This is a genomic window from Liquorilactobacillus vini DSM 20605, assembly GCF_000255495.1.
GTDB lineage: Bacteria > Bacillota > Bacilli > Lactobacillales > Lactobacillaceae > Liquorilactobacillus > Liquorilactobacillus vini.
Map to the genome: position 1 here is coordinate 1 of NZ_AHYZ01000152.1, position 21,665 is coordinate 21,665.

The 21,665-nt window shown below is 38.0% G+C and carries 20 protein-coding genes; 1 reads left to right on the top strand and 19 read right to left on the bottom strand.

The window, feature by feature from the left end:
• The 5 genes from dtd to prmA all read right to left on the bottom strand — a co-directional run.
• The coding region (dtd, locus tag ON15_RS08370; RefSeq protein ID WP_010581035.1) for a D-aminoacyl-tRNA deacylase at positions 1-400 on the bottom strand (400 nt) is incomplete at its 3' end.
• 22 nt (positions 401-422) lie between these two features.
• On the bottom strand, positions 423-2,645 hold the full coding sequence (locus ON15_RS08375; protein WP_010581036.1) for a RelA/SpoT family protein: 2,223 nt from the start codon (positions 2,643-2,645) through the stop codon (positions 423-425).
• 108 nt (positions 2,646-2,753) lie between these two features.
• On the bottom strand, positions 2,754-3,080 hold the full coding sequence (locus ON15_RS08380) for a hypothetical protein (protein ID WP_010581037.1): 327 nt from the start codon (positions 3,078-3,080) through the stop codon (positions 2,754-2,756).
• Positions 3,081-3,114: 34 nt separating this feature from the next.
• A complete protein-coding gene (locus tag ON15_RS08385; RefSeq protein ID WP_010581038.1) occupies positions 3,115-3,876 on the bottom strand; it encodes an RsmE family RNA methyltransferase in 762 nt (253 codons plus the stop codon).
• A 10-nt stretch (positions 3,877-3,886) separates the two neighbouring features.
• A complete protein-coding gene (prmA, locus tag ON15_RS08390) occupies positions 3,887-4,777 on the bottom strand; it encodes a 50S ribosomal protein L11 methyltransferase (RefSeq protein ID WP_010581039.1) in 891 nt (296 codons plus the stop codon).
• A 726-nt stretch (positions 4,778-5,503) separates the two neighbouring features.
• Here prmA and ON15_RS08400 point away from each other — a divergent pair.
• Complete coding sequence (locus tag ON15_RS08400) at positions 5,504-5,734, top strand: hypothetical protein (protein ID WP_010581041.1); 231 nt, start codon at positions 5,504-5,506, stop codon at positions 5,732-5,734.
• 131 nt (positions 5,735-5,865) lie between these two features.
• Here ON15_RS08400 and lepA read toward each other — a convergent pair whose 3' ends face one another.
• The 14 genes from lepA to ON15_RS08470 form a co-directional block, all read right to left on the bottom strand.
• Positions 5,866-7,698, bottom strand: a complete 1,833-nt coding sequence (lepA, locus tag ON15_RS08405; RefSeq protein ID WP_010581042.1) for a translation elongation factor 4 — start codon at positions 7,696-7,698, stop codon at positions 5,866-5,868.
• 134 nt (positions 7,699-7,832) lie between these two features.
• Positions 7,833-8,960: a molecular chaperone DnaJ gene (gene dnaJ / locus ON15_RS08410; RefSeq protein WP_010581043.1), complete on the bottom strand. Its 1,128-nt coding sequence runs from the start codon at positions 8,958-8,960 to the stop codon at positions 7,833-7,835.
• Positions 8,961-9,067: 107 nt separating this feature from the next.
• Positions 9,068-10,924 (bottom strand): molecular chaperone DnaK, encoded by a 1,857-nt coding sequence (dnaK, locus tag ON15_RS08415; protein ID WP_010581044.1) that lies wholly within the window; start codon positions 10,922-10,924, stop codon positions 9,068-9,070.
• A 39-nt stretch (positions 10,925-10,963) separates the two neighbouring features.
• Positions 10,964-11,545: a nucleotide exchange factor GrpE gene (gene grpE / locus ON15_RS08420; RefSeq protein ID WP_010581045.1), complete on the bottom strand. Its 582-nt coding sequence runs from the start codon at positions 11,543-11,545 to the stop codon at positions 10,964-10,966.
• Positions 11,546-11,567: 22 nt separating this feature from the next.
• On the bottom strand, positions 11,568-12,605 hold the full coding sequence (hrcA, locus tag ON15_RS08425) for a heat-inducible transcriptional repressor HrcA (protein WP_010581046.1): 1,038 nt from the start codon (positions 12,603-12,605) through the stop codon (positions 11,568-11,570).
• Positions 12,606-12,721: 116 nt separating this feature from the next.
• On the bottom strand, positions 12,722-13,660 hold the full coding sequence (gene ribF / locus ON15_RS08430; RefSeq protein ID WP_010581047.1) for a riboflavin biosynthesis protein RibF: 939 nt from the start codon (positions 13,658-13,660) through the stop codon (positions 12,722-12,724).
• Positions 13,657-14,571: a tRNA pseudouridine(55) synthase TruB gene (gene truB, locus ON15_RS08435; protein WP_010581048.1), complete on the bottom strand. Its 915-nt coding sequence runs from the start codon at positions 14,569-14,571 to the stop codon at positions 13,657-13,659. Before truB ends, ribF begins: the two co-directional genes overlap by 4 nt.
• 123 nt (positions 14,572-14,694) lie before the next feature.
• Positions 14,695-15,063 carry a 30S ribosome-binding factor RbfA gene (rbfA, locus tag ON15_RS08440; protein WP_010581049.1) on the bottom strand — a complete coding sequence of 123 codons (369 nt, stop codon included), beginning with the start codon at positions 15,061-15,063 and terminating at the stop codon, positions 14,695-14,697.
• Between the two features lie 24 nt (positions 15,064-15,087).
• The gene (gene infB / locus ON15_RS08445; RefSeq protein ID WP_010581050.1) at positions 15,088-17,325 is read right to left on the bottom strand and encodes a translation initiation factor IF-2; all 2,238 of its coding nucleotides are present in this window, start codon (positions 17,323-17,325) and stop codon (positions 15,088-15,090) included.
• Positions 17,326-17,329: 4 nt separating this feature from the next.
• The gene (locus ON15_RS08450; RefSeq protein ID WP_010581051.1) at positions 17,330-17,671 is read right to left on the bottom strand and encodes a YlxQ-related RNA-binding protein; all 342 of its coding nucleotides are present in this window, start codon (positions 17,669-17,671) and stop codon (positions 17,330-17,332) included.
• Complete coding sequence (gene rnpM / locus ON15_RS08455) at positions 17,668-17,973, bottom strand: RNase P modulator RnpM (RefSeq protein WP_010581052.1); 306 nt, start codon at positions 17,971-17,973, stop codon at positions 17,668-17,670. The genes ON15_RS08450 and rnpM overlap by 4 nt, the downstream gene beginning before the upstream one ends.
• A gap of 40 nt (positions 17,974-18,013) precedes the next feature.
• Positions 18,014-19,090 (bottom strand): transcription termination factor NusA, encoded by a 1,077-nt coding sequence (gene nusA / locus ON15_RS08460; protein WP_010581053.1) that lies wholly within the window; start codon positions 19,088-19,090, stop codon positions 18,014-18,016.
• Between the two features lie 24 nt (positions 19,091-19,114).
• On the bottom strand, positions 19,115-19,588 hold the full coding sequence (gene rimP / locus ON15_RS08465; protein ID WP_010581054.1) for a ribosome maturation factor RimP: 474 nt from the start codon (positions 19,586-19,588) through the stop codon (positions 19,115-19,117).
• A gap of 127 nt (positions 19,589-19,715) precedes the next feature.
• On the bottom strand, positions 19,716-21,665 hold a 1,950-nt coding region (locus tag ON15_RS08470; RefSeq protein ID WP_010581055.1), incomplete at its 5' end, for a PolC-type DNA polymerase III.

A 21,665-nucleotide genomic window follows, 5' to 3' on the forward strand; every position in this document is an offset into this window, starting at 1 on the left:
TCAACTCGACTTGCATATCGGCTCCAAATATTCCCTCTGCTACTTTCAGTTTCTCAGCGCGCAACGCCTGATTAAAAAGCTGATAATTTTTCTGGGCCACAACTGGATCTTGTGCTAGAGAAAAACCAGGCCGATTGCCTTTGCGTAAAGCAGCGTATAAAGTAAACTGTGAAATTGAAAGAATTTCGCCGCCAACTTGATGAATATCTAAATTTAATTTGCCACTTTTATCGGCAAAGACACGCACATGACTAATTTTATGCACTAAGTAATCAATTTGTTTCTGACCATCACTAGTCCCAAAACCAACCAGCAACAAAAAGCCTTGACCTATCTGCCCAACAACTTGCTGATTAACTTTAACACTTGCTTGCTTCACTCGCTGTAAAACAATACGCATTCTCTGATCACCTGACCTTTTATTAATGGATCGTACGTTTAACAACATAGACATCTGGAACTTTTTTAATGTTATCGATCACGCGTTGCAAATGCAGCCGATCTTTGATCCCAACTGTAACTTCCATTGTTGCTAGCTTATTATGGTCAACCCGTCCATTGACCGAGCTTAACTGCCGGGTACTGTTATTTAAAGCTTGCAACACATCATTTAATAAGCCATTACGGTTATATCCTTGAATTTGTAGATCAGCATTGTAATAAGTCTGACTTTCAGGATCAATATTCCATGAAACCTCAATCAAGCGGCTACCATTCTTTTCAGCATTTTTAATATTAGGACAATCAGCTCGATGAACTGAAACCCCGCGTCCTTTAGTAATGTAACCAACAATTTCATCCCCTGGAATTGGATTACAGCAATGACTTAAACGAACTAAAAGATTGTCAACTCCTTCAATCACGACTGCACTATCTTTGCTAACAGGAGTATTTTGCTGATTTTCATGAGAAATTTCTTTATGTTCTTCTAATAAAGCCTTTTGTGCTTCGAGCTTTTTATCTACTTCACGCTGCTGGCGAATTTTTTCGGTCAAAATATTGATGATCCCCAAGGGTGCCAATTCACCAAATCCTAATGCCGCATAAAGATCATCAGCACTTGAAAATTTCCGCCGTTGCAACACTTGATCAATATTTTCTGATACTAAAATTTTCTTCGGTTCAAATCCCATTTCAAGCAAATTGGTATTTAAAATTTCCTTGCCCTTTTCAATGTTTTCTGTCCGATCGCGCAATTTAAAGAAACGTTTAATCTTGTTTCTAGCTTTATTAGTATGAACTAACTTTAGCCAATCACGACTTGGACCAGTTGAATTTGTAGAAGTCAAAATATCAACGATCTCACCATTTTTGATCTGATAATCAAGGGGAACAATTTTACCATTTACTTTAGCTCCAACTGTCTTATTACCAATCTCGGTATGGATTGAATAAGCCATATCTAACGGACCGGCTCCTTTGGGCAACTCCAAGACATCGCCCTTCGGTGTAAAGACATAAACACGGTCGCCAAAAAGATCTCCCTTGACACTTTCCATAAATTCGGCAGCGTCATTACTTTCATCCTGAAGCTCAACAATTTCTTTGAACCAGTTGAGCTTATTGCCTGTTTTATCAGGTTTAACACCATTCGTTTTGCCTTCTTTGTAGGCCCAGTGCGCCGCAACCCCATATTCAGCTACCCGATGCATTTCTTCTGTTCGAATCTGAACCTCAAATGGTTTTCCGGCCGGTCCGATAACAGTCGTATGCAATGATTGATACATATTAGCCTTGGGCATAGCAATATAATCTTTAAAGCGCCCAGGCATTGGTTTCCATTTAGTATGAATTGCACCCAAAACAGCATAACAGTCTTTAATTGAGTTAACGATCACCCTTACCGCCAGCAAATCATAAATCTGACTAAATTGTTTATGCTGATCTTTCATTTTACGATAAATTGAATAAATATGCTTAGGCCGACCATAAATTTCACAATTCAAATGCAAATCAGCAATTGCACCCTTAATTTCTTCAATCGCACGATTAATATAAGCAACTCGTTCCGCACGTTTTGAATTCATTAAATGCACGATCCGATAATACTGCTGTGGATTTAAATAACGCAGGGAAATGTCTTCTAGTTCCCATTTAATTGTACTGATCCCTAAACGATCGGCTAGCGGTGCATAGATTTCCAGTGTCTCATTAGCAATCCGCCGTTGCTTATCCGGACGTAAATGATTGAGTGTCCGCATATTATGCAAACGATCTGCTAATTTAACGATAATTACCCGCAAGTCCTTGGACATTGCTAGCAACAATTTACGGTGATTTTCTGCTAACTGTTCTTGATGAGATTTATAACGGATTTTGCTCAGCTTAGTCACACCATCAACAATTACCTCAACATCATGTCCAAACAACTCGCCAACGTCGCCCAAAGTAACATTCGTATCTTCAACGACATCATGTAAAAAGCCAGCACAAACTGTTGCCGGATCCATTTTTAAATTAGCTAAGATTCCGGCCACCTGAATTGGATGCATAATATATGGTTCCCCTGATTGACGACGTTGGTTTTTATGAACATAAGCTGCAAAGTTATAAGCTTTTTTAACTAATTCGACGTGCTTTTGATTCATATATTTTTCAACCATTTGAAAAACATCTTTCGCCGTCCAAATCATTTCTTTTGCCACTTTACTCACTCCCCCTAAATCAACTAGCTGTTACTCATGTAACAAGGTTCCTCTCCTAATAACCTCAAATGAAATAAAAGCAGTCAGTACCGCTCTAAAAAAAGTTGATTACTTTCGGACAGTTCCGTATGCCAAAAATGCAAAGATTATATAAGCGCCCGCAAAATAATAAGCATAGCTATCAAAAAAGAAATAAACACCTATCAAATAAACGATTGGAAAAAACAGCAAATACACCAGCGGCTGCTGTTTTAAGCCTACAATCACTCCAACCACTAATGAATAGATAACATTAATTCCGAATAATATTAAACCTAATCTTTGAATATCCGAAGCGTTAGTTTCAATAAAAATTATTGGAATAACAAATGAAAGTGCTGCTGCCAAAGTCAAATACCAAAGTGTTGTAACTGAAAAAAGTTTACTCCGATTCATTGCAAGGTCCCCGTTTCTTTTAATTGTTATTATTTTACCCTAATTCTAAAGCAAATGAAAGTGCTGCTAGTAAATACCAAGGCGCCGTTTCAGCCCGCATGATCCGGGGGCCTAAACCGGATAAACAGCATCCTTGCCGTTGGAGATAAGCAACTTCAGCCATTGAAAGTCCACCTTCTGGGCCAAAAACTGCAACTAGCGCTGGTTTGGTCTGCTGCCTTGTTAATTCCTGTTTGACTTTTTGAATAATTAATGACAAATTTTGCCTTTCGCCTTGTTTAGCCGACTCCTCGTAGGCTGCCATTTTAAATTGGTAATTTGAGAAATCAAATTTTTTCAACTCTGTTACAAAATTAATTAGAGGTACTTGCGTTCGGTGTGATTGTTCAGCTGCTCCCTGAGCAATTTTTTGCAAACGGACTAATTTTTTTGCAACTTTTTGTTCTTTCCACTGAGCTACAGAAAAATCAGCATTGAAAAAAATAATCTTAGCTGCCCCAAGTTCAGTCGCTTTTTGAATTAATAGATCCGGTTTAGAATTTTTAATCAATCCAGCTAAAATCGTTACTCTGACTGGAAGTTCGACCTGTGGCAAACTTGTCTTGAGTGTTTTAGCAAAAGCTTGATTAGCAAAAACTCGAGTTAGTTTCATTAATTTAACCCTTTGCTGCTGATCTACCAATTCAAACATTTGACCCTCTTTAGCTCGCATAACTCTAATTGCATGATGAAAAATTTGAGGTTCTAATTGGTAGTCTGCAGGAACCTCGCTTAATTTAGTAAAATAACGTTGCATTATTGACTCCTTAATCATTTTTTTGAGCAACAATCCCCAACCAATTTTTCAACTGTGATTTTTGCAGAATCAGAAAATGGTTCTGGAATAATTCAGTTTCAACAATTTTTTGCTTGTCAAGAATTATACCCGAAAGAATCAATTTTCCCTTTGGCTTCAAGTAATGAGCGACCGTTGGCAACAACTGCAAAATTAGATTTGGTAAAAGGTTGGCGACCATTAGATCCGCCGGCCGTTTTGCATTTTGCAATAAATTACTTTGCACAAATGAAACATTCTTAACTAAGCCATTAAGCTGTAAATTTTTCTTAGCTGCTGTTAAAGCCCGCTCATCAAGTTCATAACCATCAACCCAATTAGCTCCTAACAAGCTAGCCGTTAGACTTAAAATTCCTGAACCTGCTCCAACATCAATGACTGATTGATTGACAAGTAAGTTTCCCTCAAGTGCTTGAAGTGCTAAAACCGTTGTTGGATGCATTCCAGTGCCAAAAGATCGTCCAGGATTCAAGTGCAACACTATTTCACTCTGAAATTTGGGACGATATTCTTTCCAAGCAGGAACGATCGTTAAAAAATGACTAATATGCTGAATATTATAATAATCTTCCCACTGATGCTGCCATGTTTCTTCATCAACCTGGACTAATTTCCAGTCCAATGGACCAACTTCTAGTTGACATTTTCTCAAGCTATTCAATTGCTGTTTGATCTTTGTAAAAGTCTGCTCCCATTTAGGTGTTAAATTAAAATAACCAATTAATTTAACTGGTTGTTGCGGATCATTTTGAAAAGCCAAATCATCAATTTGATTTCCTAGACTACCTGCTTTTAATAATATTTCACTCGCAGCTGCTACTGCTTGATTATCAATTGAAATGATCAATTTATTCCATTGCAAAGAACTGTCCTCCGTATCTTTTAAAATTAATGTCCATAAGCTATCTTAATAGCTCCAAATTAGACTGGCAATCATTATTTTAAAATTACTAGTTATTTCAGACGACTTTTGCTAAAATTTAGTTGGCTTTACTTTGAAATTAAATACTCAATTTGATCAACCACCGTCTAAAGTTCTACAATCTTCATTTGTGATCATGAGTGCTGACTTAATCAGTAACGATGACTTAATGACAGTGATGCTGATTTGAATACTGTTTTCCAAAAACTTACACAATTCACAGAGGAGGGAATCGTAACAGCCTTTTGGGGTTGTCAAATCAATGATAAAGTTAATTGGATTAATACTTTACATAATTTGGATCTTGTTGTTGTTTTCAAAATATCAAAAACTGGTTAAAAATCGACATTTTTCTTACAAAGAACTTTTTTTTGGTAGTCTTACTTGGTATCAAAATTCACGTAATTGGATTTTGATTTTAGCCATTTTAATTTGTGAATTGACACTAAAATTAAGAAGCATTTATCTCTTATTAATCTTGACTGGCTTACTACTTTTATTAATTAGTGGACTCAATTGGCATTTTAAAATTCAACGTTCTGCCGTAACTTTAAGTGTTTTTTTTCTTGGAGTTTTAACAATGATTGCTAGCGGTTGGATTCTTTACCAACTTTAATAAATTTAAACTTACTAAATTAGATCTTGAAAATCAAGGAGATAATTAAATTGAAAATCGTATTTGATCTTTGGCGTTATTCTGATTGGGGATACACAGTTGAAACGCGGGAAAATGGCAAGCTGCATAAGTTTGAACGTTATGACGTTCATGACAAGCTTCTGGCTAGTTTTACACCTAAAGATTTACAACAAATGGATACATGCATTCAGAAACTAAATGCTGGCGAAGATTTACTTCAATGGAAAGGCTTGGATTCTCTACCAGCAACCAGTAATTAACTAAATAATTATTAATTCAGTTGCTCAACAAAAATGCAGGTGATGATCAGCCTGCATTTTTGTTGAGCAACTATTCTTCTTTGTTTTTATCGCCGTGTCGATCATCCGCAGTTTTTACTATATTTGATTAACTATTTACTTTGTTCCTCATCCGTTTTCAAAACTGCCATAAATGCCTCTTGTGGAACGATCACTTTTCCAACGGCTTTCATTCGCTTTTTACCACGTTTTTGTTTTTCAAGTAATTTAGCACGGCGATCCGGATCGCCAGTATGAATCCGCGCAGTAACATCTTTGCGGTACGCTTTGATATTTGTTCGAGCAATTATTTTAGCACCAATTGCGGCTTGAATTGGAATTTCAAAATTCTGCCGGGGAATAATAGCTTTAAGTCGTGCCGTTATTTCTCGACCACGTTGTTGAGCATTTTGACGATGGGTAATAAAGCTTAGTGCATCAATCTTTTCTCCATTCAATAAAATATCAATTTTAACTAAATCACTCGGTTGGCTAGCACTCAGCTCATAATCAAGTGAAGCATAACCACGAGTATTCGATTTCAATTTATCGAAAAAATCATAAATAATTTCAGCAAGTGGGATTTGATAAATTACATTTACTCGATAATCATCTAGATAATTCATTGTAATAAATTTGCCACGTTTTCTTTGGCAAAGTTCCATAACAGCTCCAACATAATCATTGGGAACCATGATAGTTGCTTTAACAAAAGGTTCATTAATTTGTTTGATTCGAGCCGCATCCGGCATTTCAGATGGGTTGGCAACTTTCAGATGCGCTCCCTCAGCTAATTCAACATCATAAGTAACAGTTGGAGCGGTAGTAATCAGATTCATATTAAATTCACGCTCTAATCGCTCTTGGACTACATCCATATGCAACAAGCCTAAGAACCCGCAGCGAAATCCGAAACCTAACGCTTGCGAAGTTTCCGGTTCAAACTCTAATGCTGCATCATTGAGTTTCAACTTCTCCAAGGCTTCTCGCAAATCATTATACTTTGCATTATCTGTTGGATAAAGCCCCGCAAAGACCATTGGGTTCATTTCACGATAACCTTTCAATGGATTTGCAGCCGGATTAACCGCCGAGGTCACCGTATCACCAACTCGAGTATCTTTGATATCTTTAATACTAGCAGTTAAATAGCCAACATCTCCAGCCATTAAATAGTCACGTTGCAATGGCTTAGGCGAATTAACTCCAACTTCAGTCACTTCATACTCAGTTTGACTATTCATTAACCGAATTCGATCACCCGGTTTGACCACCCCATCAACAACTCTAATGCTTAAAACTACTCCTCGATAATCATCATAAATTGAATCAAAAATCAAAGCTTTTAACGGTGCTTCTAAATCACCATCAGGAGCCGGTACCTGATGAACAATTCTTTCCAGAATTTCCTTAATGCCGATTCCTTTTTTTGCACTGGCCAGAACTGCCCCAGCAGCATCAATGCCGATCACGTCTTCAATTTGTTGGCGAACAACTTCTGGCTGCGCCGATGGCAAGTCAATTTTATTGATCACTGGTATAATTTCCAAATCATCGTCAATTGCTAGATAAACATTCGCAACTGTTTGTGCCTCGACTCCTTGAGCAGCATCAACGACTAGAATTGCTCCTTCGCAAGCTGCTAGGCTGCGTGAAACTTCATAAGAAAAATCAACATGACCTGGAGTATCAATTAAATGAAAAATATAAATCTGACCATCATCTGCCCGATAATGAAGTTCAACCGCGTTTAGTTTGATTGTAATACCACGTTCTCTTTCTAAGTCCATCGAATCTAACAACTGATCCTTCATCTCACGTTTTGAAACAGTATCTGTCAACTCAAGAATTCGATCAGCCAAAGTGGACTTACCATGATCAATATGTGCAACGATTGAAAAGTTACGAATCCGCTGTTGTCGTTGCTTCATTTCTTTCAGATCCATTTTTATGCCTACTTTCTATCTTCTTACCTGAATTATATCAATCATTTAAATCGAATACAATTAGGGCAAAACGACTCATCTTCAAAATAAAAATAGAGTTGCCGGTTTAAAACTGGCAACCCCAATTAAATCAATTAAAAACCATGCTTTTTAAAACGATCAAATAATGAACCCTCGCCAGCAACTTTTTCGCCACTAGCCTCAGCAAAAGCTTTTAAGGCTTCTTTCTGACGTGAATTCAATTTCTTAGGTGTCATAACTTTAACAGTTACTTCTTCATCACCCATTTCTTGTGTCCGTAAATGCGGCGCTCCTTTGCCACGCAAACGGAAAGTAGCTCCTGTTTGAGTTCCAGCTGGGATCTTCAGCTTAACATCTCCGTGAACGGTCTTAACCAAGACTTCATCACCTAAAGCTGCTTGAACAAAGCTGATCGGCTGCGTAAAGAAGATCTTTGTCCCATCACGTTTAAAGATTTTGCTTGGTTTTACTCGGAAAACAATATACAAATCACCATATGGTCCACCATTAAAGCCAGCTTCTCCTTGATTTTGCAAACGCATTTGATTGCCATCTTCAATTCCGGCTGGAATTGAAACTTCGACTTCATGCCGTTCTTTAACATGGCCAGTTCCTTGACAGTCTTGACATTTCTCGCGGATTACTTTTCCTGTTCCACCACAAACATTACACTCAGCTTCACGAATAATCCGGCCTAACGGCGTATTTTGAGCTTCTCGAACCATTCCAGAACCATGACACTTTTGACAAGTTTCCGGATGCGTTCCCGGTTTAGCACCAGTTCCCTTACATGTCTTGCACAAAGCTTCTCGCGTATACTGAATATCAGTTTTCTTTCCAAAAATTGCTTCTTCAAAAGTTAAAGTCATATTATATTGTAAATCATGACCTTGTCGTGGCTGATTACGTGAACGACCAGTGTTGCCACCGCCGAAGAAAGACGAAAAAATATCTTCAAAGCCGCCTGAGAAGTCGCCAAAATCGCCACCTTGAAAGCCACCAAAACCTTGACCGGCATTAGTTCCTGTCGAGCCAAATTGATCAAATTGCGCCTTTTTTTGCGGATCACTTAAGATTTCATAAGCTTCGTTAATTTCTTTAAACTTTTGTTCAGCCCCTGGTTCTTTATTTAAATCCGGATGATATTTTTTAGAAAGCCGCCGATAAGCTTTTTTAATTTCTGCAGCAGAAGCATCCCGTGAAACACCAAGCACTTCATAAGGATCTTTATTTCCTGCCATTTTCTCCCTCCATTACTTACAGTCTACTTAAAAAGAGTAACATAATCGTCCCGAAATAAAAAGTCAAAGTCCCGCAGGCCTTTGACTTTTTATCTAATCAGTACTGATTATTTTTTGTCATCTGGATTGACTTCTTTAAAGTCACCATCAACGGTTCCGTCATCAGGTTTTGAAGAACTATCCTTGGATTCAGTCGAATTATTATTTTGTCCCTTCGCCTGTTGATCTTTTTGTGCTTGTTGATAAAGTTTCACTGACATATCCTGAACAATCTTCATCAAATCATCCTTTTTCGTCTTCATCTCATCAACATTATTAGCCTCTTGAGCCTTCTTCAAAGCATCACGAGCTGCCTCTGCCTTCTTGATTTCGTCATCAGATACTTTACCTTTGACTTCCTTCAGCGTCTTCTCAGAAGTAAAGAGCAACTGGTCAACCTCATTTTTAAGATCAACCTCTTCTTTCCGCTTCTTATCAGCAGTCTCATTTTCTTTAGCTTCTTTGACCATCCGTTGAATTTCTTCATCTGAAAGACCGGATGAACTCTTAATCGTAATTTTTTGTTCTTTGTTCGTGCCTAAGTCTTTAGCTGAAACATTCACAATCCCATTTTTATCAATATCAAAAGTAACTTGAATCTGCGGAACTCCTCTTGGTGCTGCTGGAATATCTGTTAACTGGAAACGACCTAACGTTTTATTATCAGCAGCCATCGGACGTTCACCTTGCAAAACGTGAATATCAACAGCCGGCTGATTATCAGCAGCCGTTGAAAATACTTGTGACTTGCTGGTTGGGATCGTTGTATTGCGATCGATCAATTTAGTAAAGACCCCACCCATCGTTTCAATTCCTAATGACAATGGTGTAACATCAAGCAACACAACATCTTTAACATCACCAGTAATCACTCCACCTTGAATAGCTGCCCCTAAGGCAACGGCTTCATCTGGATTAACTGATTTATTTGGCTTATGGCCAGTTTCTTTTTCAACTGCTTCTTGGACAGCTGGAATCCGGGTCGAACCACCAACTAAAATAACTTCATCAATTTCGTTATTCGTTAATTTGGCATCATGTAAAGCATTCCGAACTGGAATCTTCGTTCTTTCAACTAAATCGGCGGTTAATTCATCAAACTTAGCTCTCGTCAAAGTTTTTTCTAAATGTAATGGGCCATTCGCACCAGAAGTAATGAACGGCAAACTAATTTGTGAACTTGAGACACCTGAAAGATCCTTCTTAGCTTTCTCAGCTGCATCTTTCAGCCGCTGCATCGCCATTTTATCCTGCGATAAATCAATCCCATTTTCCTTTTTGAAATCATCGACTAACCAATCCATAATCTTGCGGTCGAAATCGTCTCCGCCCAAATGTGTATCACCATTAGTCGAAAGAACTTCAAAAACACCATCACCTAGCTCAAGGATTGAAACATCAAACGTTCCACCGCCAAGGTCAAATACTAAGATTTTTTGATCTTTTTCAAGCTTATCCAAACCATATGCTAAAGCAGCAGCTGTTGGTTCGTTAACAATTCTTTCAACCTTTAAACCCGCAATTTTACCAGCATCTTTAGTTGCCTGACGTTGAGCATCATTAAAGTATGCTGGAACTGTAATAACTGCCTGAGAAACTTTTTCACCTAAATAAGCTTCAGAATATTCCTTAATATACTGCAAAATCATTGCCGAAACTTCTTGAGGAGTATATTCCTTACCTTCAACACTAACTTTATAATCAGCTTCACCCATGTGACGTTTAATTGAGTAAATTGTATTTGGATTAGTGATTACCTGACGTTTAGCAACTTCACCAACCTGTTTTTCACCATTTTTAAAAGAAACAACTGACGGAGTTGTCCGATTTCCTTCAGGATTAGTAATGATTTTAGGTTCTTTCCCTTCAAGAACAGCCACTGCAGAATTAGTTGTTCCTAAATCAATACCAATGATTTTTGACATAATTTTCTACCTCTTTTTTAGAATTTATTTAAAAAATTATCATTGGGCTACTACCACCATTGCTGGTCGCAAAACTCGATCTTTTAATAAGTAACCCTCTTGGAAAACTTCTACGACCGTTTCAGGCTGCTGGCCCTTTTCAACCGGTACAGTCTTAACGGCTTGATGATAAAGTGGATCAAAAGGTTTACCGAGAGCTTCAATTTTGGTAATATGATTATCTTTTAAAGCTTTTTCCATATCACGATGAACCATTTCAATCCCATGCTTCAACTGCTTTGAAACATCATCTTGAGCTTCAATTTGCAAAGCACGCGCCAAATTATCCAACACCGGTAAAACATCTTTAGCCAACGCTTGACCATCATATTTGATCAATTTAGCCTGTTCATTTTTAAAGCGAGTGGTCATATTAGCCATTTCAGCTTCGGCACGCAAGTACTTATCTTCTAGTTGATCATACTTTGCTTGCAGATCACTTAATTGCTTTTTCAATTTCTGATCAACTATCGCTTTTTCAGCCTTAGCTTTTGAAGCTTTAACTGGTTTTGGTTTATTTGCGTCCTTTTTTTTCTCAGCACTTTCTTGTTGCTGGCTAAGATCACTTTCTTTTTCTGACAAGTGAACACCCCTTCTCTAATTTCTAATCATAGAAATCATAATAATCAAGCATCTTATGCGCTAACTCATCACGAAAAACCTCAAGTAGAGCAATAATTTTTGAATATGGCATATTAGTCGGCCCAAGAATTGCAATTAATCCTTGACCATGCTGTGCCACATCATAAGTCGCTGAAATCAAGCTGTAATTCAAAAGTGAACGATCAGCCATCTCATTGCCCAGTTTAACATGGATCGTTTGTTGATGATCTTGAGTTGCCACTAAATTAGTAATATCTGCTGAGCGGTCGATCAATGAATATAAAGCTTTAATCTGCTCAATATTGCCATCTTCAACAAAGTCTAACAGATTAAGTTTACCACCCACGTAAAATTGATCATCAACTGCTTTGTTTAAAATCCCACCAAAAATGCTCAAAAAGCCACTTGGTTGACGAATATAATGAACCAGCACCGGAACACTTTCACGAAGTTTATCGACAACTTCATCCAATGGCAGACCAACAATTTGATCATTGATGATTCTAACCATTGCTTCCAGTTCCTCACCACTAATTTGTCTTGGTAAGTTAAACAGCTGACTTTCAACTTCACCATCGCTCGTGATTAACATAACCATAACTTGCTGGTTACCCATTGGCATAATTTTAAAGCCTTGCAAACGAACCTGCTTAGTTGCTGGCTTAAATGTTATTGCTGTATAGTTTGTCATTTGCGACAAAATTTTAGCTGAGGAAGCAACCAATTGATCAATCTTAAAGAATTGATTGTCTAAGGCTTTGCGAACATTATCAACCAGTTGTGGATCAATTGCTGACGGCTTTACTAAATTATCAACATAATAGCGATAGCCCTTTAGTGATGGTATTCTCCCAGAAGAAGAGTGCTCTTTCAGCAAAAACCCCATTTTTTCCAATGTCGCCATCTCATTACGAATTGTTGCTGAACTGACATGAACTGGCAATTGGCTTTCCAAAACCTTTGACCCAACTGGATGTCCAGCATCAGCATAATCTTGAACAATTGTTTCGAGAATCAGCAGCTGCCTTTCGGTTAGCATGATTATCACCTCGATTAGCACTTAGCATCATTGAGTGCTAAGTCAATTATTAATATACAAGAAAAAGGTTAATAAGTCAAGAATTGAACTTTCAGCAACTAAAAAAGAGTTTCTTTTCATTTTTGAAAATAGTTCAACGTCTGCCGTTGGTCTTTTTTTAACTGCTCTATCAGCGCTTGAGCATTTGCAAATTTAACCTGACCGCGTAAATAATGATACCAATTAACAACAACTTGTTGACCATAAACCATTTTAGAAAAATTAAGTAGATTAATTTCAACAGTTAATTGTTGATTAGCGCCGAAAGTCTCATTTCTGCCAATTGAAGCCATTCCCAAATATTCTTTACCACTGAGCCGCACCTTGGTTGCATAAATTCCTTCACCCAAGATTCGTTCCTGAGAATTAATTTTTAAATTTAAAGTTGGAAACCCCAATTGGCGGCCCAGCTGTTTACCATGAACAATAATTCCCGTATTTTGATAATGGTAACCTAATAATTGATTTGCTAAATCAATTTGGCCAGTATCAAGCAAGCGTCGAATCATTGTTGAACTAATTTTTTTTTGTCCAAATAATACATGTTTGACCGTAATCACTTGAAAGCGATTGCGAGCAAATTCTGGTAAAGTTTGCATATTAGCAATTGTATGCTTGCCATATGTATAATCTTCACCAGCAACCACTGCTGCTGCATGCAGACCAACCATATATTTATCGACAAATTCTTGGGGCGGCATTTGCGGTAAAGTCCCTGCCAACTTGATCACATATACATAATCGGCACCTAATTGCTGGAATAATTTCAACTTATGTTTTAAGGTCGTTAAATAATGAATTTGTTTTGTCGGAACATGCTGAAAAACGATCATTGGATGTCGATCAAGCGTCATCACAGCTAACTTGCAACTCATTTTTTTGGCCTGTCGAGCTGCCGTTTTGATCACCTGTTGATGACCACAATGAACACCGTCAAAAAAGCCAGTTGCTAAAACGACTTTACCAGCTGGAATGATTTGTGGATCAAATGGCTCACTTAATTCAATCGTTTTCACTCTTCGTATCCTTCCGTTAAATCGATCATCTGTTCTGGCACATAAAGCTGTCGCTGTTGGTTTAAATGATAAATACAACGGCTTTTTTGTTGATAGGTCAACACAATTTTTTCACTGGTGGCCGTTAAATCCAAAAAACCACCATTCTTCACCTTATTCCATTGTGCTGGCGACAACTGATAATGATCGAAGTTTTTTAAAGCTACATCCCAATCGTAAACTAGATTTTTAATTTGTCCAGTCGCTGCCGCTGTTCGTAAATGCTGAAGACTGACTGTTTCGGAAAGATCAAAGCCACCACTTGTTTGTCTCGTTAATTTTGACATAACAGCAGGTACACCTAAACTTTTTCCCAAATCACTAGCTAGTGTCCGAATGTAAGTCCCTTTGCCACAACTTACTTCAAAAAAACAGGTCTGCTGCCGCTGTTGCAAATTAAAAACTGGTGGTTTGCTTTGCCGAAAATAGTTGACTTTGATTTTTCGTTTGGGACGTTCGACTGGAATGCCTAATCGCGCGTAGTTATACAAACGACGGCCATTAACCTTAATTGCCGAATATAGTGGCGGAATTTGAATTAAATCACCTGTCAATTTTTTCATTGCTTGATCAATCTGTTTAAGTGAAAAAGGTTTCGTCAACCTTTCTTGCGCAATTATTTCTCCATCCAGGTCTTCTGTAACTGTTGCTAGGCCAAAAGTTATTTCACCAGTATAAACTTTTCCAAAATCCATCAAATAGTTAACGACTTTCGTTGCTTTCCCAATGCAAACTGGCAAAACACCATTAACATTCGGATCTAAAGTTCCACTATGCCCGACTCGTTTCATTTTTAGAATTTGCCGACAATGACGGACACAATCGCTGCTAGTCATGCCTTTTTCCTTATACAAAGGAATTATGCCATCCATTAGCGACCTCCTTTATTCTTTTCTGAAATAAAAGCTGCGACAAAACAATTGCTTTGTTACAGCTTTTATAATTGTCTGCTAAGAATGCTGTTAAAAATATCCAGCCAGTTAATCTTAAGCAGATCATTTATCATTATTTTGATTAGCTTTTTTCACTTGATTCAACAACTGATCGATTCGATTTCCATATTGGACTGATCGATCTTGTTCAAACTTAATTTCTGGTGTCACGTAAATGCTTAAACGTGATCCTAATTCACGTCGAATCAATCCTGTTGCTTTGTCCAAACCGGTCTGCGTCTTTTCAGCAGCAGAGGCTTGGTCTGACAAAATACTATAGTAAATAGTTGCATGCTGCAAATCTCCCGTCACTTCAACACCGGTGATTGTAACACCTTGAACACGAGGATCCCGAACGCGCTTCATCAAAATATCATCAACTTCACGTTGAATCTCTTGTTCTAAACGACCTATACGGTAATTACGAACCAAAATTAATTCTCCTTTAAAAAATTACTATTTTGTCGGAACTTCTTGCATAATAAAAGCCTCAATCTGATCGCCAACTTTAATATCATTATAATTTTCGACCATTAATCCACATTCAAAGCCCTGCTTAACTTGTTTAACATCATCTTTAAAACGTTTCAAACTAGCAAGTTTGCCCTCGTAAATTACGATTCCATCACGAATGACTCGCACTCCACTATCACGTTGGATATAACCATCCGTAACGTAACCACCACCAATTGTTCCAAGTTTAGAAACTTTATATGTTTGACGAATCTCAACTTGACCAATAACCTTTTCTTGATAAACTGGTTCAAGCATCCCTTTCATCGCCGTTTCCACTTCTTCAATTGCTTGATAAATTACTTTATGCAAACGAATATCAACATGATCGCTTTCCGCTTGAGCTTTAGCTTGTGGAGTCGGACGAACATTAAAGCCAATAATAATCGCGTTGGAAGCCTCAGCTAAAGTAACATCGCTTTCGTTAATAGCACCGGCCGCTTGATGAATGATATTGACCCGAACGCCTTCAACGTTAATCTTTTGAAAACTATTAGCTAAAGCTTCGACTGAGCCTTGAACATCAGCCTTAATAATTATGTCAACTTCCTTCAATTCGCCTTCTTTTAACGAATCGAACAGATTATCTAACGTTACATGCGGTGCCGTTTGGCTTCTTTCTTTCCTTAAAGCCCGTTTAGCCCGCTCCTCACCAACTGCTCGAGCAGACTTTTCATCACCAAAAGCTACAAAACGATCACCAGAATCTGGAACATCATTTAAACCGGTAATTTCAACGGGCGTCGATGGCAAAGCTTTTTTGATTTGTTGTCCTTTGTCATTGGTCATTGTCCGAACTCGGCCAAAAGTATTACCAACTACAATTGGATCCCCAACATGCAATGTCCCTTGTTGAACCAAAAGGGTCGCAACTGCTCCTTTACCCTTATCCAACCGGGCTTCAATAACTGAACCAGCTCCATGTTGTTTCGGATTAGCCCGCAATTCAAGCATTTCAGCTTCCAATAAAATCATATCTAATAACTCATCAAGGTTTTTGCCGAATTTTGCTGAAATTTCAACAAAAATCGTATTTCCACCCCAATCTTCTGGTATCAGTTCATATTCGGTCAATTGCTCCATTACATGATTCGGATTAGCACCTGGCTTATCAATCTTATTAACTGCAACGATGATTGGAACCTTAGCCGCCTTGGCATGGTTAATAGCTTCAATCGTCTGTGGCATTACACCATCATCTGCGGCAACTACTAATACAGTAATATCAGTAATATCGGCACCACGAGCCCGCATATTAGTAAAGGCTGCGTGACCAGGTGTGTCAAGAAATGTGATCGTTTTGCCATCATGCTTGACTTGATAGGCACCAATGTGTTGGGTAATTCCACCAGCTTCTTTAGCTGTTACATGAGTATGTCTTAACTTATCCAACAATGTTGTTTTGCCATGATCAACATGTCCCATCACTGTAACTACTGGTGGGCGAGGAACCAAGTGCTTTTTGTTTTTATTTTCATCATCGAAAATCTTATCAATATCCGAGAGATCAACTTCAACTTTTTCTTGCGCTTTAATACCATATTCCTCAGCTAATAATTCAATCGTTTCTTTATCTAATGATTGATTTTGATTAACCATTACGCCTAGCAAAAAGAGCTTTTTGATGATCTCAGCCGGTTCACGATGAATTTTTTTTGAAATATCAGCGACATTCATCCCAACTGTATAAACCAAGGTTTCTGGCAATGGCTTGTTCTTACGTGGTGGAACTGCCGGCTTTTTATTTTCCTGACGGCGATTTTTGCGACGATTCTTTTTGTTTTTTCGGTTAAAGCGATTTTGTGAATAATTACTTTGACCATTATATCTTTTTTCAGTATTTTTTGATGGTTGATTATTATGAGCTTTGGATTGGCTACTCTGCCTAGCCGAATTACTGACTTGGCTTGACTTCTTCTCAGTTACTGGCTTCGCCTTCACAGCTTGATGTTTTGACTGAACAGTTTTTTTAGGCTGAACCTTCGTCTGCTTTACAGAAACCTTTTCGCTGTTTGAGGATCCTTTTTTACTCAATAAATTACGCAATTGACGTTCTTCATTTTCGCCAATTGTTGACATGTGATTAGCAACCGAAAATCCTTGCTTTTTTGCCACTTCAATAACTTTTTTGCTTGGAAGATTTAATTCCTTTGCTAATTGGTAGATTCTTTTTTTCCCCATAGACTCACTCTCCATTTTCTCTAGTTGATCTATTTTCTTGATTATTTTTCAATAAGCTTAAAATTTTTCTGGTAAAGCCCTCATCAGTTAAGGCAACTACTGATCTTGCCATACCAATTGCTTGGCTAAGCTCATTACGTTTAAATGATTGATCAACAATTACTTGATAGAATTGACATTTATCGTTAATCTTTTTGGCAGCTGTCGGTGTTGCATCAGTTGCCAAAAAAACCAACTTCAGCTTTCTTTGCGGCAGCTGCCTAATAACTTGTGCTTCACCACTAACTATTTTATCAGCTCGACGCGCAATCCCTAATAATTGTAAAATTTGCTGCTGAGCCTTCATTTCGTTTGCTCTCCAAATAACTCACGCCGAGCAACTTGATGATCAACATAAGCAATCAATTGATCGTAAAAATCATCTTCAACCTTTATATTAAACGCTTTGTCGAAAGTCCGCTCGGTTTTTGCTTGTTTAGCAATTGCTAAATTTAAACTAATATATGCACCACGACCAGCTTTTTTCCCAGTCGGATCAATACTAATTTCTCCTTCTTTGTTTTTAACGATTCGAACCAGCTCTTTTTTGGGCTTCATTTCGGCAGTTACAATATCTTTACGCATTGGAACTTTTCTACGGCGAACCATTTTAATCACCTCTTTGTTAATTTTCTTCAAATTATATTGCTTATTGTTCAGTTGGTTCTTGTTCAGAATTTGTCGCTAAATCAGCAAACTCGCTTTCTGATTTAATATCGATCTTATAACCAGTCAATTTAGCTGCCAGACGTGCATTTTGTCCCCGTTTGCCAATTGCTAAAGAAAGTTGATCATCAGGAACAACGACCGTGCAAGCTCGCTCGTTATCTGGATCAAAAATCACATTCAAGACTTCCGCTGGGTTTAAAGCATTGCTGATAAAATCGGCCGGATCACTGTTCCATTCGACAATATCCATATTTTCTCCCCGCAACTCATTAACAATTGCTTGAACCCGCTCACCACGAGGTCCAACACAGGTTCCAACTGGGTCGACCCCATCTTTAGTTGAACGAACAGCAACCTTGGCTCGATCACCCGCTTCCCTAGCAATCGAAACGATTTCAACCGTCCCATCAAAGACTTCTGGAATTTCCTGTTCAAACAATCGTTTTAACAAATCTGGATGTGAACGACTAACAAAAACTTGCGGTCCTTTAGCACTATTTTCAACTTTATAAATATAAACCTTAATGCGATCATGTGGATGATATTCTTCACCTGGAATTTGATCCTGATGAGACAAGACCGCTTCTACTCGACCAAGGTTCACATAAACATAACGATGATCAATCCGCTCAACTTCGCCAGTAACAATTTCTTTTTCATACTGGATATATTGATCATAAACAATGCTTCTTTCCGCCTCACGTACCCGCTGCATAATAACTTGTTTAGCTGTTTGGGCTGCAATCCGGCCAAAGTTTTTAGGTGTGACTTTAAATCTGATCTGATCGCCAACCTCATAAGCTTTATTGATTTTCAAAGCATCTTCTAAGCTGATTTCCAATTGGGAATCAAAAACTTGATCAACAACTTCCTTAACTGCATAAACATTGATCTCACCAGCTTGCTGGTCAAAATCCACTTCCACATTACGTGACTGGCCATAGTTTCGCTTATAAGCTGAAACGAGTGCTGCTTCCAAAGCTTCAACAACAACTTGCTTTTTTATTCCTTTTTCCTTTTCCAAAGCATCAAGTGCTTCTACTAATTCTTTGCTCATCGTCTTTAAACTCCTTAATTAAAATTAAAACTTAATAGCTAACCGTGCTTTGGCAATTTGCTGACGTAAAATCTTCTGTTGTTTAAACCGGCCCTGATCATTGATCCTTAATGTTAAGAACGTTGGCGTCACAGCAGTCAAATCACCTTCAAAAATCTTTTTCCCCGCTAAAGGTTGGTATAAAGACACATGGATATATTTATTGATTGCACGCTGCAGATCCTTTTCATTTTTCAAAGGCCGTTCTGCCCCCGGTGAAGAAACTTCCAAATAATATGCTTGTGGTATTGGATCAGGATCATATTGATCAAGCCGTTCACTCAAGCGGTCGCTCACCAAAGCGCATTCTTCAATATTGATGCCACCTTCTTTATCAATATAAACTCTTAAATACCAACTCTTGCCTTCTTTAACAAATTCAACATCAACTAATTCAAAATGATACTCTGCCAAAATCGGCTTAACTAATTCCGTTACTTTTTCAACGACGGGACTCACTAAGTTATCCTCCTTTACAAATAGCTGCAATAAAAAGAGCGAGCATTGCTGCTCACTCCCAACGAGTTATTAATTACCTATTAACTATACCATATAAAAACAAACTTGACAAATTTTCTCTTAAAAACTAAAACAAGGAATCAAATAAACTCAGTTGATTTTCATCTGGCAATTCATCTAACACCTGATTTTCATTCATAAAATCGATTAATGTCTTTGAAACTTTACCACGTTTAGCTAAATCTTCTTTAGAAAGAAAAGGCTTTTCCTCACGAGCGGCAACGATTTGTTTTGCAACATTCGTTCCTAAACCGGGAATTGCATTGAAAGGCGCAATTAATGAATCACCATCAATCAGCCAAGCAGCAACCGCAGAACGATTTAAGTCAACCATTTTAAAATTAAAACCGCGTTCCAGCATTTCATTAGCCAATTCTAAGACTGTCAGCAAATTTTTTTCTTTAGTACTTGCATCCATACCCTTAGCATTGATTTCTTTGATAGCTGCTTTGACAGTTTCTTTACCACGTGTCATCGCAACTAAGTCAAAATCATCAGCTCGCACGCTAAAGTAAGCTGCATAATAAATCAGTGGAAAATAAACTTTGAAATAAGCAATCCGTAAAGCCATTAAAACATAAGCTGCGGCATGAGCCTTCGGGAACATGTATTTGATCTTCAAACAAGAATTAATATACCATTCTGGAACTTTTGCCTGGCGCATTTCTTTTTGCCAGTCCTCAGGGATCCCACGTCCCTTTCTGACATGTTCCATAATTTTAAAGGCCCGATCAGCTTCCACTCCCATATGAATCAAATCCATCATAATATCATCACGACAACCGATAACTTCCGGCATCGTTACCGTGCCATTTTGAATCAATTCTTCGGCATTCCCGAGCCAGACATCCGTTCCATGCGACAAGCCAGAAATCTTTAATAATTCTGCAAAAGTTTTTGGCTTAGTTTCTTCCAGCATTCCGCGAACAAATCGCGTTCCAAATTCAGGAATTCCTAAAGTACCAGTCTTAGAGCCAATCTGCTCTGGAGTTACCCCTAAGATTTCAGTCCCAGAAAACAGTTGCATTACGCCTGGATCAGCTGGCGGAATCGATTTTGGATTAATCCCGGAAAGATCTTGCAACATTCGAATCATCGTTGGATCATCATGACCTAAAATATCAAGTTTTAAGATATTATCGTGAATTGAATGAAAATCAAAATGCGTTGTTTTCCAATTTGCAGTTTGATCATCAGCTGGATATTGAATCGGTGTGAAATCAAAAATATCCATATAATCTGGTACAACCAAAATTCCGGCTGGATGCTGTCCAGTTGTTCTTTTAACCCCAGTTGCTCCTTTGGCTAAACGATCAACTTCAGCATTCCTGAATTCTTGCTCGGTATCACGTTCATAGCCCTTAACATATCCATAAGCGGTTTTGTCAGCAACCGTACCAATTGTCCCAGCTCGATAAACATTGTTTTCTCCGAAGAGAACTTTCGTATAATTATGAGCAATTGGCTGATAGTCACCAGAAAAGTTTAAATCGATATCTGGTACTTTATTACCGTAAAAGCCTAAAAAAGTTTCAAAGGGAATGTCTTGGCCATCCTTGATTAAAAGCGTCTGGCACCTAGGGCACTTCTTATCGGGTAAATCAAAACCCGACCCGTATTCGCCTTTGACATAAAAATGACTCCATTTACATTTAGGGCAGCGATAATGCGGCGGCAATGGATTGACCTCAGTAATTCCCGTCATCGTTGCTACCAAACTTGATCCAACTGATCCACGAGATCCGACTAAATAACCATCTTTATTTGATTTATAAACTAATTTCTGAGCAATCAAATAAATCACCGAGAAACCATTACCAATAACACTTTTTAATTCTTTTTCCAGCCGCTTTTGAACAATTTCCGGTAATGGATCACCATATAATTCGTGTGCTTTGTTTAATGTCAAATCATGAATTTGATCCTCGGCACCAGGCATTTTAGGTGTATACAATTTATCTTTGACTGGTGAAACAACGTCAATTTTAGCTGAAATTTCAGCAGGCCCAGTAACAAC